This window comes from Dinoroseobacter shibae DFL 12 = DSM 16493 (genome assembly GCF_000018145.1).
In the GTDB taxonomy this organism is placed as follows: domain Bacteria; phylum Pseudomonadota; class Alphaproteobacteria; order Rhodobacterales; family Rhodobacteraceae; genus Dinoroseobacter; species Dinoroseobacter shibae.
On the sequence record NC_009952.1, the window covers coordinates 1,895,504 to 1,910,625 of the forward strand.

A 15,122-nucleotide genomic window follows, 5' to 3' on the forward strand; every position below is an offset into this window, starting at 1 on the left:
CAAGCTTTGATCGCAGATGCGCGAAAGTCCACCGCTATCGCCGCGAGCCCCCCGCAGGCAGCGGCGGGCACGCCCCCCTCTTCATTTGTGTGAAAATACTCCGGGGGGCGCGCCGCAGGCGCGTGGGGGCAGCGCCCCCCTTCCCGGCATCGGCCCGGCACGGGCCGCGGGCATGCGCGCGCAGCGCGCGCTGCTGGATCACCGCTCGGGGGCGGGGATGAACTCCTGGTCGTCGCCGGGCGGCAGCTGGAAGCGGCCGTGTTCCCAGTCGCCCGCGCGCCAGGCCTCCTTGGCCTCCTCGATCCGCTCCTTCGACGACGCCACGAAGTTCCACCAGATATAGCGCGACCCCTCCAGGGTCTCGCCGCCCAGCAGCATCAGCCGCGCGCCCTGCCCGCCCGCGGTCACCGAGATCCGGTCGCCGGGGCGGAAGACCATCATCCGGCCCGCCGCGTAGGTCTCGCCCGCCACTGCGATCGACCCTTCGACCACGTAGATGCCGCGATCCTCGTGATCGTCCGGCAGGGGCAGTTTCGCGCCCGGCTGCAGCACCGCATCGGCATAGAACATCTCCGAGGCGGTCTTGACCGGGGCGCGCTCGCCATAGGCATTCCCGAGGATCAGGCGGACCTGCTTGCCCTCGCCTTCCATGAAGGGGAGCGCCTCTGCGGGCGCGTGCTGGAATTCGGGGGCGCGATCCTCGTGATCCTTGGGCAGCGCGACCCAGGTCTGGATGCCGAAAAAGGGCATCGGTTCGGATTGGGTTTCGTCGTCGGTGCGTTCGGAATGGGTGATGCCGTGGCCCGCCACCATCCAGTTCACCGCCCCCGGTTCGATCCAGGCATCGGTGCCGAGGCTGTCGCGGTGGTGCATCCGGCCGCGGTAGAGATAGCTGATGGTCGCGAGCCCGATATGGGGATGCGGGCGCACGTCGAGCCCCTTGGTGGGCAGAAACTCCGCCGGGCCCATCTGGTCGAAGAAGATGAACGGGCCGACCATCTGGCGCTTGGGCGCGGGCAGCGCACGGCGCACCTCCAGCGCGCCGAGATCGCGGGCGCGGGGAATGATCAGGGTGTCGATGGCGTCCACCTCGTCGCCGAGGGGGCAATGGGGGTCGAGGGCGGGGTTCCAGCTCATGGTGGCCTCCTGGCATCTGCGGTGTACCAGATCTAGCCGCCCGCGCGGCGCGGCGCATCCCCCATGGAGCCTCAGCCTTTGTGCATTTGCGCACCGATCTCCATGGATTCCCGGCGGTTGCGCTCGGATATGCAGCCGGCGCGCAGTTCTTCGGCGGCGACCAGCAGGCGCAGGCTTGTCTGCGGGTCCAGAGACCGCGCGAGGCTGCGATGGGCCATTTCCGCCAGCGAGGCGGCGACCTCCAGCGCGATCTCGGCCCGTTCGCTCTCGCTCAGCAGGCCCAGCGCGTCGAGAGAGGCGTCGATATGGAAGCGCACGAGGTCGCGCGTTGTTTGTTTCTTCATTGTTAACAGTCCTGAAAACTCGTTAGCATCGTCGATACGAGTGGCGTGCTTGCCATAGCATATCAGGCGGTGCTGTCACGGGATTACGGGACAAAACGGTTTACGTAGCGTAATTTCCGGGCTGTATCAGGCCTGCGCCGATACCGCGGATCGCCGCCGTGGTCCGGTCGGCCACCTCGAGCTTGCCGTATATCCGGCGCACCAGCGTGTCGACGGTGTGCGGAGAGACCCCGAGGATCTCGGCGATCACGGAGTTGCTCTTGCCCCGGGCGATCCAGCCCAGCACCTCTCGCTCACGCGGGGTCAGCGCCTCGGGGGTCGCCACGGGCACGAGGGTGCAGTAGCGCAGGTGGGCGGCCTGGGCGGCGGCCTGCAATTCGCGGATATCGCCGCCCGACAGGTCCGGGTCGGAACTGGCGAACCCGACGCCCACATAGCCGTTGCGCATGTTCGGTCCAAAGACCTGCAGGGCGAGCCCGTCGCCCAGACCCTGCTGCAACAGCCGCTTGAGAAAATCGGTCTCGGGCGCGGTCAGGGGGGTGAGCTTGGCGATATCGCTCCAGCGGAAGGGTTCGGTGGCATGGGCGGCGTAGGCGGGGATCGGATCGACCTCGTAAAGCCGTTCGTTGACATAGTCGCACAGCCAGGATTCCGGGAAGCCACGGGCGAAGACCGCGGTTTCGGACCCGGGCACGGCCCCGAAAGCCGGGGTGTTGTGGTAGCTGACCTTGTCGATCCCGAAGCTGTGCGCGAAGGGCAGAACGGCATCCCAGATCTGCGCCGGCGTTTCCGCGCGCGACACGCCATCCATGAATGTCTCGAGACGTGTCACTGGCAGACCCTGTCAAAACCGAAATCAAAAGAGATGAAGCTATGACGGCATGCAACCCGATAGGTGACGCTGGGTCAACCCGTAGCGGAACGCGGTTGGACGACCCGGGGCCGATACGATGCGCGCGACGCGGCGCGCAGGGCTGTTGGCGGAGGACTTGGTGGGTGATGAGAGACTCGAACTCCCGACATCTTCGGTGTAAGCGAAGCGCTCTACCAACTGAGCTAATCACCCGGTGGCGGGGTCGTATCCCAGATGCCGGGGCCATGGCAAGAGGGGCTGTGCGGCGGGCCGGGCCGCTTGGCAGCGTGCGGTGCACGCGCTAGGCAAGGGCATGAGCGCTGCGCCCTCCTTGCTGGTTTTCACCGATCTCGATGGCACCTTGCTGGACCATGACAGCTATGGCTACGGGCCTGCCCTGCCCGCGCTGGACGCGCTGAAGGCGCGGCGGATCCCCCTGGTGCTGGCCAGCTCCAAGACCGCCGCGGAAATCGCACCCTTGCGGGCGAAGCTGGGCCGCGAGGACTGCCCGGCGATTGTCGAAAACGGGGCCGGGATCCTGCCGGCCCATGCCGCGCCGGAGGCGGGGGCGGCGGATTACGCCCGGCTGCGCGCGGTGCTGGATGGGTTGGCGCCCGGGATGCGGGCGCGGTTTTGCGGCTTCGGGGACATGGATGCCGCCGGGGTGGCGGCGATCACCGGGCTGCCCGACGCGCAGGCGGCCCTGGCCCGGCGGCGCGCGTTTTCCGAGCCGGGGGTCTGGGACGGCACGCCCGCGCAGGAGGCGGATTTTGTCGCCGCCCTGGCCGCGCGGGGCGTGCAGGCCCGGCGGGGGGGGCGGTTTCTGACCCTGTCCTTCGGCGGCACCAAGGCCGACCGGATGGCCGAGATCGTTGCGCAGTACCGTCCCCGTCGGACGCTGGCGTTGGGGGATGCGCCCAACGATATCGAGATGCTGGAGGCCGCGGACCGGGGCGTGATCGTGGCCAACCCCCATGGCACGCCCCTGGCCCCCCTGCCCGGAGAGGCGGACGGGCGTATCAGTCGCACCTCGAAACCGGGTCCGGAAGGTTGGAACGCCGCCGTGTGCGCCGTACTGTCGGGGCTGGGTGCATGAAGCAGGAGCGACCGGCGTGGCGGATTTTCATCAGAACGGGAACATCACGACGCTGCACAATCTGCGGACGCGTTCGGTCGAGGAGCTGACGCAGGAGCTCAAGGCCTATTCCGTCAGCCGCAAGATCAGCCTGATCCTGCCCTCGCTCTACTCGGAGTTGGAAGGGCCCGCCCTGCCCCGGATCCTGGATGAGCTGAGCGAGGTGCCCTATCTGCACCGGATCATCATCGGGCTCGACCGGGCCGACGAGGCGCAGTACCGCCATGCGCGGGATTTCTTCGGGCGGCTGCCGCAGGACCATATCGTCATCTGGAACGACAGCCCCCGGATGACGGGGTTGGGCCGGCGGCTGGAGACCATGGGGCTGGCGCCGCAGGAGGCCGGCAAGGGCAAGAACGTCTGGTCCTGCCTGGGCTACCTGATGGCGTGTCAGGACAGCGCGGTCATGGCGATCCACGATTGCGACATCCTGACCTATGACCGGGACATGCTGGCGCGGCTGGTCTATCCGGTGGTGAACCCGAACTTCCCCTACCAGGTCGCCAAGGGCTACTACCCGCGGATCGGCGAGAACAGGATCAACGGGCGGGTCACGCGGCTGCTGGTCAGCCCGCTGCTGATCGCGCTGAAACGGGTGATCGGGGATCGCGACTATATCGATTACCTGCGCAGCTTCCGCTATCCCCTGTCGGGGGAGTTCGCCATGCGCACGGGCATCCTGCCGGACCTGCGCATCCCGTCGGACTGGGGGCTGGAGATCGGGGTTCTGTCGGAGGCCTGGCGCAACCTCGCGCCCAAGGCGGTCTGCCAGGTGGAGATCAGCGACGCCTACGACCACAAGCACCAGGATCTGAGCGAGGATGACGCCTCGGCGGGGCTGAGCCGGATGTCCACGGATATCTGCAAGTCGATCTTCCGCAAGCTGGCGATGGATGGCACGGTGTTCACCACCCATGTGTTCCGCACCCTGAAGGCGACCTATTACCGCTCGGCGCTCGACCTTTTGGAGGCGTATTACTCGGACGCGATGATGAACGGGCTGGCCATCGACCGGCACCGGGAGGAGCAGTCGATCGAGCTCTTTGCGGAGAACATCATGCGGGCGGGACAGATCTTCCTCGACAACCCGTCGGAGACGCCGTTCATCCCGACCTGGAACCGGGTGCATGCGGCGGATCCGGATTTCCTGAGCGATTTCCGCAGGGCCGCCGCCGAGGACGTGGCGGAATACGGGGCGGGCTGAGCCCATGGGGCGGTTCGAGCGGTATCTGTCGGTCTGGGTGGCGCTGGCCATCGGCGCGGGGCTGGTTTTGGGCAGCGTGGTGCCGGGGGTGTTCGCGGGGCTTGCGGCGCTGGAGGTGGCGTCGGTCAACCTGCCCGTGGCGGTGCTGATCTGGGCGATGGTGTTCCCGATGATGGTGGGCGTGGATTTCGGCGCGCTCGGGGGCGTGGCGACCCGGCCCAAGGGGCTGGTGATCACGCTGGTGGTGAACTGGCTGGTCAAGCCGTTCACCATGGCCGCGTTGGGCGTGCTGTTTTTCAACCACGTCTTCGCGCCCTTCATCCCGCCGGAGGATGCTCAGATGTACCTGGCGGGCGTGATCCTGCTGGGGGCCGCGCCCTGCACGGCGATGGTGTTCGTGTGGTCGAACATGACCAAGGGCGATCCGAATTACACGCTGGTGCAGGTGAGCGTGAACGACGTGGTGCTGGTCTTTGCCTTCGCGCCCATCGTGGCGCTCTTGCTGGGGGTGACGGATATCGTGGTGCCGTGGGAGACGCTGCTGTTGTCCGTGGCGCTTTACGTGGTGATCCCGCTGGCCGTGGGCGTGGTGGTGCGCAAACGGCTGCTGGACGGCGGAGGGGCGGAGGCGCTGGCCGCGTTCCAGGCGCGGGTAAAGCCCGCCTCGGTAGCGGGGCTTTTGCTGACCGTGGTGCTCCTGTTCGGGTTCCAGGGGCGCGTGATCCTGGAGACGCCTTTGGTGATCGCGATGATCGCCGTGCCGCTGCTGATCCAGAGCTACGGGGTGTTCTTCGTGGCCTATTACGCCGCCAAGGCCTGGCGCGTGCCGCACGAGGTCGCCGCCCCCTGCGCCCTGATCGGGACGTCGAATTTCTTCGAGCTGGCCGTGGCCGTGGCGATCAGCGTCTTCGGCCTCGGCTCCGGCGCGGCGCTGGCCACGGTGGTCGGCGTGCTGGTGGAGGTGCCGGTGATGCTGTCGCTGGTGGCGTTTGCCAACCGGACGCGGGGGTGGTTTCCTAAGTCCCCGTGATTACGCCATCGCCGGACTTCTAGAGATCAGTGGCGTTTAAGGACAGAACCCTGAGCAAAACCGAAAGGGCCTCCGCGGTGCAGAAAATGTCAGCTGTGAGCCCACTTTGACCGATGCTGCAAGTATTGTGAAAGTCGGCTTCCTACGATCTCGAAAACACTAGGCGGGTTCAACTCGGAGAATTAGCATTCCTCACTGAGCCGAGCGCTCTGACAAGTAGGAGGCTGGATTTGTGCGCAGAGTAAGACTGCTCGCGCGTGGAAGCCTCTTCACCGTATCGCACTGCAGCCGAGCATTGGATATCAGTTAGGAGGCTGTCCAAATCCAATCCCATGATGGAACGCGCCAGCGCTTCGTAGAGCTTTTTCAGGTTATGAGTCTGAGGAATGGGCGATACATCACCTATCACCTCAATCAACCCCTTCATGAACTTCTCAGCAAGTTGGAGCGATGCCCATCTTGCCTGCCCATGGTTCGGGTTCTGACTAGTCATATGCATTACAGCAGTCGTCCAATCGCTCTGTGCTTCGGGGAAGAAGTGGCTGGATTTGGAAAATCGGTCGAATGCGTGTCGAACGTCCATGCCTACCATGAACATACCATAGACTTCGGCGAGATCATTGTCGCTGAAGTAATTTAGTCGCGCGGCGGTTATGCCCGACAACTGCTTACAGGCGTTCAATCTTGGAGCACCAACAACTGCGTCGTCCTCATCAGAAATGTCTCTTTCAACTACTGGCGTGAAAAGACCATAGATGATTGGCAGCTTGAGTTCCCATAGATCACCATCAGCCTGCACCGCGACCTTTGCATTGGCAGACGGATCGAGTTTGATACCGTCGCCATAAACTTCCTCATACCACTCGTGAATTCTTGCCGAGTACTTCCAACTTCCAATCAGATGGTCAGGGACGTCGGGCTGAGGCTTCGTGAACAAAATCGGCATATTGAAACGCTGTCCGAACTTGATAATCGCATTCATTGGACGACCCAGCGGAGGCACACCTGCCGCTTTCAATTCTTTGTCGATTTCGCTGATGATTGGGGTGATGTCTTTTGGAATGCGTGACATGAAGGCCCTTAAGTTTTTGCCCAGTACTTCTGGAGTCCCGCGTCGTTTGATCAACGCCCAGTTTTGAAAAGTATTCAACTCTACCGGAACACAAAAGCGGTCATTCGAGAAGACGCAGCAAAAGCTCACTTTGTCCCGCACATCTGCCCTTTAAGTGGACCAGCTTGTGTGCTGTGAGCGTTGACCGCAGTTTCGCTGCAAAAAAACCATGCGTGGGGGAATGTCAGCCCCGGTTCGAGATCCAGCGGCACTGGTAGGGGGCGAGCACGATTTCGGCGCCGCCGTTGCGGATCGCTTCGCCGCTCAGCAGGTCGTGCCAGCCCTCGCCTTCGATCAGGTTGATCGCGGCGGGGGAGACCACGACGGTCTCGTCGCTGACATTGTGCAGGGCGAAGATCGACTGGTGCCGGTCGAGGCTTTGACGCCAGACACCGAAGATGCGCGGGTCCAGTTGCAGGGTGAATTGCGTGGCGTTGGGGTGGAAGGCCGATTGGCGCGCCCGCAGCCGCAGCCGGTCCGACAGCGCGCCCAGCACTTGCGCTTGGACCGTGTCGGGATCGTGCAGCAGCGCCTTGAGATGCGGGTAGTCCCAGTTGTGCCGGTTGATCGCCCGGTTCATGCCGCGCCGCGTGACCTGATCGTGGTCGTTGGGCGTGGCCAGCATGGAATGGATGTAGAAGGCCGGGATGCCTTCGAGGGACATCACGATGGTCTGGGAGCAGAGGAAGCGCGCGACCTGGTAGTCGTCGCGGCCCTTGTAGGTGGCGCCCATCGCCTCGAAGAAGGTGATGTTGAGCTCGTAAGGGCTCTCGCCGCCGCCCGGCAGCGCGCGCATGGAGACCAGCCCGCCGAGATCGCGCACGGTGTCGATCACGCGGGCCTTCTCGTCCTCGGGCAGCACGCCCTCGGCCGGGCGCATCCCGATCCCGTCATGGGAGGCGGTGAAGTTCAGGTAGGCACAGCCGAGCTGCGCGGGCGGCATCCCCGTGCTCCAGCGGTTGAGATAGGTCGCCGTGCCCGACATCATCGCATGCAGCACAAGGGGCGGCAGGGTGAAGTTGTAGACCGCGTGCGCCTCGTTGCGGTTGCCGAAATAGCTCAGGTTCTCGGCATTGGGCACGTTGGTCTCAGTGAGCAGGATCACCGGCTCCTGCGCGAAGTCGCACAGCAGGCGCATCAGCCGGACGATGGCGTGGGTTTGCGGCAGGTGGATCGAGGGGGTGCCGATCACCTTCCAGATGAAGGCCACCGCGTCGAGCCGGATGATCCGCACGCCATTGTCGATATGCAGCCGCATGATGCGCAGGAATTCCAGCAGCACCTCGGGGTTGCGGAAATCCAGGTCGATCTGGTCATGGCTGAAGGTGCACCAGACATGGCGCGGCCCGTTGGCGGTCTCGACCTGTTGCAGCAGCGGCGTGGTGCGCGGACGGACCACGTCCGACAGGTCGTCCTCGGGGGAGGCTTCGAAGAAGAACCGGTCATAGGGGGCGTGCCCCTGGCGGTAGGCGTTGAACCATGCGCCCTGGCTGGAGACATGGTTCAGCACCAGGTCCGACATCAGCAGGAACTCGTCGGCGATGCGGTTGATATCGGGCCAGTCCCCGAGCGTCGGGTTCACCGCGCGGTAGTCGGTGACCGCGAACCCGTCATCGGAGGTGAACGGGAAGAACGGCAGGATATGCACGCCGTTGACCACGCCCTTGAGATACTCCACCAGGAAGTCGTGCAGCAGGTCGAGCGGCTTGTGCACCCCGTCCATCAGCGAGTTGCCATAGGTGATCAGCACCGCGTCGTGCTCCGACCACAGGTTGTTGCCCGGCGTGCGCGCCCGTTTGCGCCGCCCGGTGCCTTCGGGGAAGAAGGCGTCGAGCACCTGGCTGCTCAGGATATCGGTGTTCAGGTCCGGGTAGATCTGCCGGAGCAGTTCGGAAAGACGGACGCTGAGGGTCTGGGTCGGTTTGCGGAGCGGCTTCAATTCGGTCATGGGCGGTCGTACTGCTGGAACTGGGGCAAAGGGGCGACCCCATCGGGATACGAAGGCCGCGCCGGTTTGGAAAGCAAACAATGTGCCGCCGCCCCGCGTTTGCCCGTTTGCCGGTCGGATGCCCAAGAACCGGGCACAGGCGCGCGGCGCGAGGGACCGCCGGTCCGCGCATCGCTCGGGCATCGGGCCCCGCCCGCATTCGGGTGAGTCTCGGATTAAACCCGTCATCTTGCGCGCCTTGTGTGCGCGGGACGGGCCGCAGGACTGGATCGGCTTGATCCGCAGGCAGAGCACGGGCGTGCCGTTTCGACCGGCTGCGGCGTGCCGCGCCCGCCCTGCCCTCGGCCCGCCAAGCGATTGTTCAGAGAGCGTCCGCCATGTTGCGATCCCAGCGGCCGGGCCCGTGCCCTGTCGGTGCCTTGCAGGGGGCGGGCGCGGGCCTGCCCCGCCCGCCGCGCAGACCGACCGGGCGGAGCGGCGGGCGGGCCGGGCCTGACGCCGTGCTACCGGGCGGCGGCGTGATGCGGCGCGACGTCCTGGCATTGCGCGGCGGTGGTGGCGATCATGTGCAGCACGTCTTCGGCCGAGCAGCCGCGGGACAGGTCGTTCGCCGGGAGCGCGAGCCCCTGCAGGATCGGTCCGATCGCCACGGCCCCCCCGATACGCTGCGCGATCTTGTAGGCGATGTTGCCGGTGTCGAGGTTGGGGAAGACGAAGACATTGGCGCTGCCGCCGATGGCGGAATCCGGCGCCTTGGCTGTGGCCACTTCGGGCACGAAGGCGGCGTCGAACTGCAACTCGCCATCGACGGTGACCTCCGGGGCCAGCTGGCGAAAGATCTCGGTGGCTTCGACGACCTTGGAGACCTTGTCGCCGCTGGCACTGCCGCGGGTAGAGAAGGACAGCATCGCCACCCGCGGTGTCTCGCCGGTCAGCTGGACCAGCGAGGCCGCCGAGGCCCGGCCGATCTCGGCCATCTCCGCCGCGGTCGGGTCGATCACCAGCCCCGCATCCGCGAACACCAGCCCGCCCTTCTTCTCGTGGTGGTCCTTGCACAGCAGCATCAGGAAGAAGCTCGACACCATCTTCGCGCCCGGCGCGGTGCCGATCACCTGGATCGCGGTGCGCACGATTTCGGCGGTGGTGGCCGTGGCCCCGCCGAGGGTGCCGTCCGCATGGCCCAGCCTGACCAGCAGCGCAGCATAGACATGGGGATTGAGGATCGCGGCCTCGGCGTCGGCTTCGGTGACGCCCTTGTGCTTGCGCAGCTGGTGATAGGTGGCGGCCATCTCGGCGCGGTGCAGATCCTCGCGCGGGTCGTGCACGTCGATCCCGTCCAGCTCGGCCCCGCCCGCCTCCGCGAGACGGGCGACAATGGTGGCGCGGTCCCCGACCAGCACGACCCGCGCCACGCGCTGCTTGCGGGCCTGCACGGCGGCCGCGACGACGCGCGGGTCCTCCCCTTCGCTCAGGGCGATCTTGCGGTCCGAGCGCGCCGCGTTGGCCAGGATCATTTGAAGTGGTTTCATGGCGTCAGTCCTTGGAATGAAGGCAGGGGGACAAAGGAGGCGGGCGTGCCGGTCAGGCGGGTTCGTGGACCCGGATGACGAAATGCTTGGTCGTCGGCTCCAGCACGTGCCAGAACCCGCGAAACCCGTTCGGGATCAGGAAGCTGTCACCGGCGCGGAATTCCTGTTCGGTTCCGTCCTCGCCCACCAGCTTGATATGGCCCGTCAGCAGCACGCAGAATTCGTCGCGGTCGGTGAAGGCGACCCATTTGCCCGGCGTGCTGGTCCAGGTTCCGGCCAGAAGCGCGCCATCGGGACTGGTGAAGCGGACCTGGGTTTCGTGGTGCGGATCGCCCTCGACCACGCGGTCGGGCAGGTCCGCGAGGCGGCGTTTGCCGGGGGCGCCGGCGTCCTTGAAATCGACAACGCGCATGGTCTCTCCTTTCGGGTCAGCTGGCGAAATGGGTGATGCCATAGAGGATGAAGGCCGCGATGAAGACGGTCTGGGCGACGATGAGGATGATCGCCTGCCCGCCCACATCGAAGATCGTGCGCAGCGAGGTCTTCATGCCGACCGCGGCGATCGACACCAGCAGCGCCCATTTCGACAGATCCGCGAGGAAGGTCTGCAGCACAGCCGGGATCAGGCCGAAGGAATTGATCGCCGCCAGCACCAGGAACATGATCACGAAGAACGGCATCAGCGGCGGGCGCTTGCCGCCCTGCCCGGGCGCGTCCTCGGCAAAGGCGCGGATCGCCAGCGCGAAGACCAGCACCACCGGGGCCAGCATGGTCACACGGATCAGCTTGACCAGGGTCGCGGTCTCGCCGGTTTCGTTGCTGACCGAGAAGCCCGCGCCGACCACCTGGGCCACGTCGTGGATGGTCCCGCCCAGGAACACCCCGGCGGCGAGATCGTCGAGATCGAGCCAGGCGGTGATGACCGGGTAGGCGATCATCGCGATGGTGGACAGGATCGTGACACTCAGCACCGTGAAGATCAGGTTGCGCTCGGAATGCTCGTTCTTGGGCAGGACCGCCGCGATGGCCATGGCGGCCGAGGCGCCGCAGATCGCCACCGCCCCGCCGGTCAGCAGCGCGAAACGCCAGCCACGGCCCAAGAGCTTGGCGCCCAGAAGTCCGAAGAGGATCGTCAGGATGACCCCCGCCACCACCAGCCCGATCAGCTTCGGCCCCAGCCCGATCAGCAACTCGACACTGATCCGCGCGCCCAGCAGCGCCACGCCGATGCGCAGCACGGTCTTGGAGGTGAACGCGATGCCGGGGACGCAGCGCCCTTCCTCGGCCAGAAAGTGAAACGCGATCCCGAGCAGCAGCGCCATCAGCATCGCCGGGGCACCGTAGTGATCCGACAGGAACTGCGCGCAGACCGCGATGACCACGGAGACCGCGAAACCCGGCCCGTTCTCGGTCAGAAAGCCGGTGGTCCGCCCGGCCAGGGTCGGGGAGGATTCCGAAGTTGTGGACATGGGACAGGATCTCCTCGCGGCGCCGGTTGGGGGTCGGCGTGCCACTACGGTTGGAACGAGCCGCAACACGCGGATGCGCCTTGCGGGCCCGGGATTGGGGAGGGCACCCCGTGGGGCGCCCTCCAGGGTTTTTCAGGCTCAGACGACCTGCTGCGGGCGCATGTCCTCGCGATTGATCCCGGCAACCGAGACCGGCTTTTTCATCGCGTCGCGGCGGAAAGGCTCGCCCAGTTCCTGGTTCAGCACGACTTCGATGAAGGTGGTCACGCCATCGTTCATCTGCTCGCGCACAGCGGTGTTGAGCGCATCGGTCAGCTCTTCCATGCCGGTGCATTGCACGCCCTTGAGGCCGCAGCCCTTGGCGATCTCGGCATAGTTGACGCCCTCGTTCAGCTCGGTGCCGACGAAGTTGTCCTCGAACCACAGGGTCGTGTTGCGCTTTTCCGCGCCCCACTGGTAGTTGCGGAACACCACCATGGTGATCGCCGGCCAGTCGCCGCGCCCGCAGGCGGTCATCTCGTTCATCGAGATGCCGAAGGCGCCGTCCCCGGCAAAGCCCACCACGGGGACGTCCGGGCAGCCGATCTTGGCGCCGAGGATCGCCGGCAGGCCGTAGCCGCAGGGTCCGAAGAGGCCGGGCGCGAGGTACTTGCGGCCCTTCTCGAAGGACGGATAGGCGTTGCCGATGGCGCAGTTGTTGCCAATGTCGGAGCTGATGATCGCGTCCTTGGGCAGCGCGGACATGATCGCACGCCAGGCCTGGCGCGGCGACATGTGATCGGGCTTGGCCTTGCGGGCGCGCTCGTTCCAGTCGATGCCCTCGTCGGAATCGTCCTCGTGATCCATCGAAGACAGTTCCTGCGCCCAGCGGGATTTGGTCAGCGCGATCAGTTCCTTGCGCGCCTTGCGGCCCTTGTCGCCCGCCCCGTCGGAGAGGTTCTCCAGAAGCTGCTCGGCCACGCGCTTGGCGTCGCCCTGGATGGCCACGTCGACCTTCTTGGTCAGACCGATGCGGTCGGAGTTGATGTCGACCTGGATGATCTTGGCGTCCTTCGGCCAGTAGTCGATGCCGTAGCCGGGCAGCGTGCTGAACGGGTTCAGACGGTTACCGAGGGCCAGGACCACGTCGGCCTTCTGGATGATCTCCATCGCCGCCTTGGAGCCGTTATAGCCCAGCGGGCCAACGCCCAGCGGGTGCGAGCCGGGGAAGGCATCGTTGTGCTGGTAGTTGCAGGCCACGGGCGCATCCAGCGCTTCGGCCAGTTTGGCGGACGCCTCGATCCCGCCGGACAGGACCACGCCCGCGCCGTTCAGGATCACCGGGAACTCGGCTTCGGAGAGCAGCTTGGCGGCGTCCTTGACGGCCTGCTCGCCACCCTGCGGGCGCTCCAGACGGATGATCTGGGGCAGCTCGATGTCGATCACCTGGGTCCAGTAGTCGCGCGGGATGTTGATCTGCGCCGGGGCGGAGCCGCGCCAGGCTTTCTCGATCACCCGGTTCAGGACTTCGGCCATGCGCGAGGGGTCGCGGACCTCTTCCTGGTAGCACACCATGTCCTCGAACAGTTTCATCTGCTCGATTTCCTGGAAGCCGCCCTGGCCGATGGTCTTGTTGGCCGCCTGGGGCGTGACCAGCAGAAGCGGCGTGTGGTTCCAGTAGGCGGTCTTCACGGGCGTCACGAAGTTGGTGATGCCGGGGCCGTTCTGGGCGATCATCATCGACATCTTGCCCGTGGCGCGGGTGTAGCCGTCGGCGATCATGCCGCCGGAGGTTTCATGGGCACAGTCCCAAAACTTGATGCCCGCCTGCGGGAACAGGTCGGAGATCGGCATCATGGCGGAACCGATAATGCCGAAGGCGTTGTCGATACCGTGCATCTGCAGAACCTTCACGAAGGCCTCTTCGGTCGTCATTTTCATCGGTCTTGTCCTTTCTTCAGGAATTCAGAGAATTTCGTCGCGTACGTAGTAGTAGGGATAGGCGATCCGCTGGCCCAACCTGCGGAAGGGGGTGAGGATGCCGTGGCTCGGCAGTTGCGAGGTGAAGATCGGCAGCTTCAGCTCCCGGCCCTGCCCCGCCACCATCTGCGCCATGCGCTTGCCGGCCTGTGCGGAGTACATGACCCCGTTGCCGCCATAGCCCATCGCGTAGAAGATCGTCTGCTTCGGGTCGGGCTGGAAGATGCGGGGCATCATGTCGTGGCTGACATCCACCCATCCCCACCAGGAGTAATCCAGCTCGATGCCTTCGAGCGCCGGGAACTTGCGGTAGAGCCCTTTTTGCAGCAGATCCAGGTGCTTGGGGTTCTCCGCATCCGGGCCCGTGATGGCGCTGCGACTGCCGATCTGGACGCGGCCATCGGGCAGGAAGCGGTAGTAATGCCGCAAGGTCCGGGTGTCGGTCAGGGGCGATTTCACCTGGAAGCCGCATTCGGCCTTCTCGTCATCGGTCAGCGGACGCGTCACGATGGAGTTGGACAGGATCGGCATCAGCCGGTGCTTGGTCTTCTCGTTCAGCCCCGGCGGAGTGTAGCCGGCCGTGGCCAGCGCCACCGCACGCGCGCGCACGGTCCCGCCCGGTGTGGTCAGGTGATGCACGCCGTCGACGATCTTCCAGCCCATGACCGGGCTGGCGGTATGGATCTTGGCCCCGAGCTTGCGCGCCAGCCGGACATAGCTGAAGGCCAGCTTGGCGGCGTGCACCGAGGTGCCGTCAGGCTCCCACAGGGCGCCGTGGGCCTCCTGGTCGCGCACGTATCTCTCGTGCAGCTCCGCGCGGGACACCATGCGCGCGCCGTAGCCGAACACGTCGTTGAGCACGGCGCATTCCTTGGCCAGCTTCGGCATGACCTTGTCGCGGTGGGCGGTGTAGAAATGGCCCCCCGTCTGCGGATCGCAGTCGATGTCGTCGGACCCGATCAGGTCGTTGAACAGCTCGAACGCCTCGCAGACTTCGGCGTGCATGTCCTTGGCGACCTCGACGCCCCAGCGCTTGATCCACTCGGACCGCTTGAGGCGGCCGGACGAGATCTGCGCCTGCCCGCCATTGCGGGTGGAGCAGCCCCAGGCAACGGTGTTGGCTTCGAGAACATGGGCCTTGATGCCATGCTCCTTGGCCAGGTGGATCGCCGTGGATAGCCCGGTATAGCCGGAGCCCACGACCACCACGTCGGCGTCGATATCCCCCGTGATCGGGCCGTCATCCTCGGGCGGGGTGCCCGCGGTGTCGATCCAGTAGGTCGGCGCGTGGTCCCGGTTATGCCCCGGGCCCGCGTCGATGATCGGATCGTAGCGTGGATCGTAGCTGGCCTTGGGCCAGTGCTTCGGTCTGTGTGGCATTTTGGTGCTCCATCAAGGAGATG

General features: G+C 65.6%; 13 protein-coding genes and 1 tRNA gene. 3 read left to right on the forward strand and 11 right to left on the reverse strand.

The window, feature by feature from the left end; translation table 11 throughout:
• Positions 1–198: 198 nt before the first annotated feature.
• The 4 genes from DSHI_RS09270 to DSHI_RS09285 form a co-directional block, all read right to left on the reverse strand.
• Positions 199–1,137 carry a pirin family protein gene (locus DSHI_RS09270; RefSeq protein WP_012178489.1) on the reverse strand — a complete coding sequence of 313 codons (939 nt, stop codon included), beginning with the start codon at positions 1,135–1,137 and terminating at the stop codon, positions 199–201.
• Between the two features lie 71 nt (positions 1,138–1,208).
• On the reverse strand, positions 1,209–1,481 hold the full coding sequence (locus DSHI_RS09275; RefSeq protein ID WP_012178490.1) for a hypothetical protein: 273 nt from the start codon (positions 1,479–1,481) through the stop codon (positions 1,209–1,211).
• 100 nt (positions 1,482–1,581) lie between these two features.
• Entirely contained in the window at positions 1,582–2,313 is a 732-nt protein-coding gene (locus DSHI_RS09280; protein WP_012178491.1) for a helix-turn-helix transcriptional regulator, read from the reverse strand.
• Positions 2,314–2,471: 158 nt separating this feature from the next.
• Positions 2,472–2,547 (reverse strand) — tRNA-Val (locus DSHI_RS09285).
• Positions 2,548–2,647: 100 nt separating this feature from the next.
• Between DSHI_RS09285 and DSHI_RS09290 the strand changes: the two genes are divergently transcribed.
• Genes DSHI_RS09290 through arsB form a run of 3 tightly spaced genes read left to right on the forward strand, consistent with a single transcriptional unit; the run spans position 2,648 to position 5,703 of the window.
• Positions 2,648–3,430, forward strand: coding sequence for an HAD-IIB family hydrolase (locus tag DSHI_RS09290; protein ID WP_012178492.1), 783 nt, complete (start codon positions 2,648–2,650; stop codon positions 3,428–3,430).
• 16 nt (positions 3,431–3,446) lie between these two features.
• Positions 3,447–4,673, forward strand: coding sequence for a glycosyltransferase family protein (locus tag DSHI_RS09295; protein ID WP_044027722.1), 1,227 nt, complete (start codon positions 3,447–3,449; stop codon positions 4,671–4,673).
• Between the two features lie 4 nt (positions 4,674–4,677).
• Positions 4,678–5,703, forward strand: coding sequence for an ACR3 family arsenite efflux transporter (gene arsB, locus DSHI_RS09300; protein ID WP_012178494.1), 1,026 nt, complete (start codon positions 4,678–4,680; stop codon positions 5,701–5,703).
• Positions 5,704–5,872: 169 nt separating this feature from the next.
• Here the strand turns inward: arsB and DSHI_RS09305 are convergent, their stop codons facing one another.
• The 7 genes from DSHI_RS09305 to DSHI_RS09335 all read right to left on the reverse strand — a co-directional run bounded on the left by DSHI_RS09305 (position 5,873) and on the right by DSHI_RS09335 (position 15,099).
• Complete coding sequence (locus DSHI_RS09305) at positions 5,873–6,916, reverse strand: HEPN domain-containing protein (protein ID WP_245532991.1); 1,044 nt, start codon at positions 6,914–6,916, stop codon at positions 5,873–5,875.
• An 82-nt stretch (positions 6,917–6,998) separates the two neighbouring features.
• Positions 6,999–8,762 carry a sugar phosphorylase gene (locus tag DSHI_RS09310; RefSeq protein WP_012178496.1) on the reverse strand — a complete coding sequence of 588 codons (1,764 nt, stop codon included), beginning with the start codon at positions 8,760–8,762 and terminating at the stop codon, positions 6,999–7,001.
• Between the two features lie 503 nt (positions 8,763–9,265).
• Positions 9,266–10,291 carry a phosphate acetyltransferase gene (pta, locus tag DSHI_RS09315; protein ID WP_012178497.1) on the reverse strand — a complete coding sequence of 342 codons (1,026 nt, stop codon included), beginning with the start codon at positions 10,289–10,291 and terminating at the stop codon, positions 9,266–9,268.
• Between the two features lie 52 nt (positions 10,292–10,343).
• On the reverse strand, positions 10,344–10,703 hold the full coding sequence (locus DSHI_RS09320; RefSeq protein WP_012178498.1) for a cupin domain-containing protein: 360 nt from the start codon (positions 10,701–10,703) through the stop codon (positions 10,344–10,346).
• A 16-nt stretch (positions 10,704–10,719) separates the two neighbouring features.
• Positions 10,720–11,760, reverse strand: coding sequence for a YeiH family protein (locus DSHI_RS09325; RefSeq protein WP_012178499.1), 1,041 nt, complete (start codon positions 11,758–11,760; stop codon positions 10,720–10,722).
• Positions 11,761–11,898: 138 nt separating this feature from the next.
• Positions 11,899–13,680 (reverse strand): sulfoacetaldehyde acetyltransferase, encoded by a 1,782-nt coding sequence (xsc, locus tag DSHI_RS09330; protein ID WP_012178500.1) that lies wholly within the window; start codon positions 13,678–13,680, stop codon positions 11,899–11,901.
• A gap of 24 nt (positions 13,681–13,704) precedes the next feature.
• The gene (locus DSHI_RS09335; RefSeq protein ID WP_012178501.1) at positions 13,705–15,099 is read right to left on the reverse strand and encodes an NAD(P)/FAD-dependent oxidoreductase; all 1,395 of its coding nucleotides are present in this window, start codon (positions 15,097–15,099) and stop codon (positions 13,705–13,707) included.
• Positions 15,100–15,122: the final 23 nt, after the last annotated feature.

Excerpts from the sequence above, each read along its gene's own strand:
- DSHI_RS09335 (WP_012178501.1), bottom strand. The coding sequence starts at position 15,099 with ATGCCACACAGACCGAAGCACTGGCCCAAGGCCAGCTACGATCCACGC.
- DSHI_RS09325 (WP_012178499.1), bottom strand. The coding sequence starts at position 11,760 with ATGTCCACAACTTCGGAATCCTCCCCGACCCTGGCCGGGCGGACCACC.
- DSHI_RS09310 (WP_012178496.1), bottom strand. The coding sequence starts at position 8,762 with ATGACCGAATTGAAGCCGCTCCGCAAACCGACCCAGACCCTCAGCGTC.
- DSHI_RS09290 (WP_012178492.1), top strand. The coding sequence starts at position 2,648 with ATGAGCGCTGCGCCCTCCTTGCTGGTTTTCACCGATCTCGATGGCACC.
- DSHI_RS09275 (WP_012178490.1), bottom strand. The coding sequence starts at position 1,481 with ATGAAGAAACAAACAACGCGCGACCTCGTGCGCTTCCATATCGACGCC.
- xsc (WP_012178500.1), bottom strand. The coding sequence starts at position 13,680 with ATGAAAATGACGACCGAAGAGGCCTTCGTGAAGGTTCTGCAGATGCAC.
- DSHI_RS09270 (WP_012178489.1), bottom strand. The coding sequence starts at position 1,137 with ATGAGCTGGAACCCCGCCCTCGACCCCCATTGCCCCCTCGGCGACGAG.
- DSHI_RS09320 (WP_012178498.1), bottom strand. The coding sequence starts at position 10,703 with ATGCGCGTTGTCGATTTCAAGGACGCCGGCGCCCCCGGCAAACGCCGC.
- arsB (WP_012178494.1), top strand. The coding sequence starts at position 4,678 with ATGGGGCGGTTCGAGCGGTATCTGTCGGTCTGGGTGGCGCTGGCCATC.
- pta (WP_012178497.1), bottom strand. The coding sequence starts at position 10,291 with ATGAAACCACTTCAAATGATCCTGGCCAACGCGGCGCGCTCGGACCGC.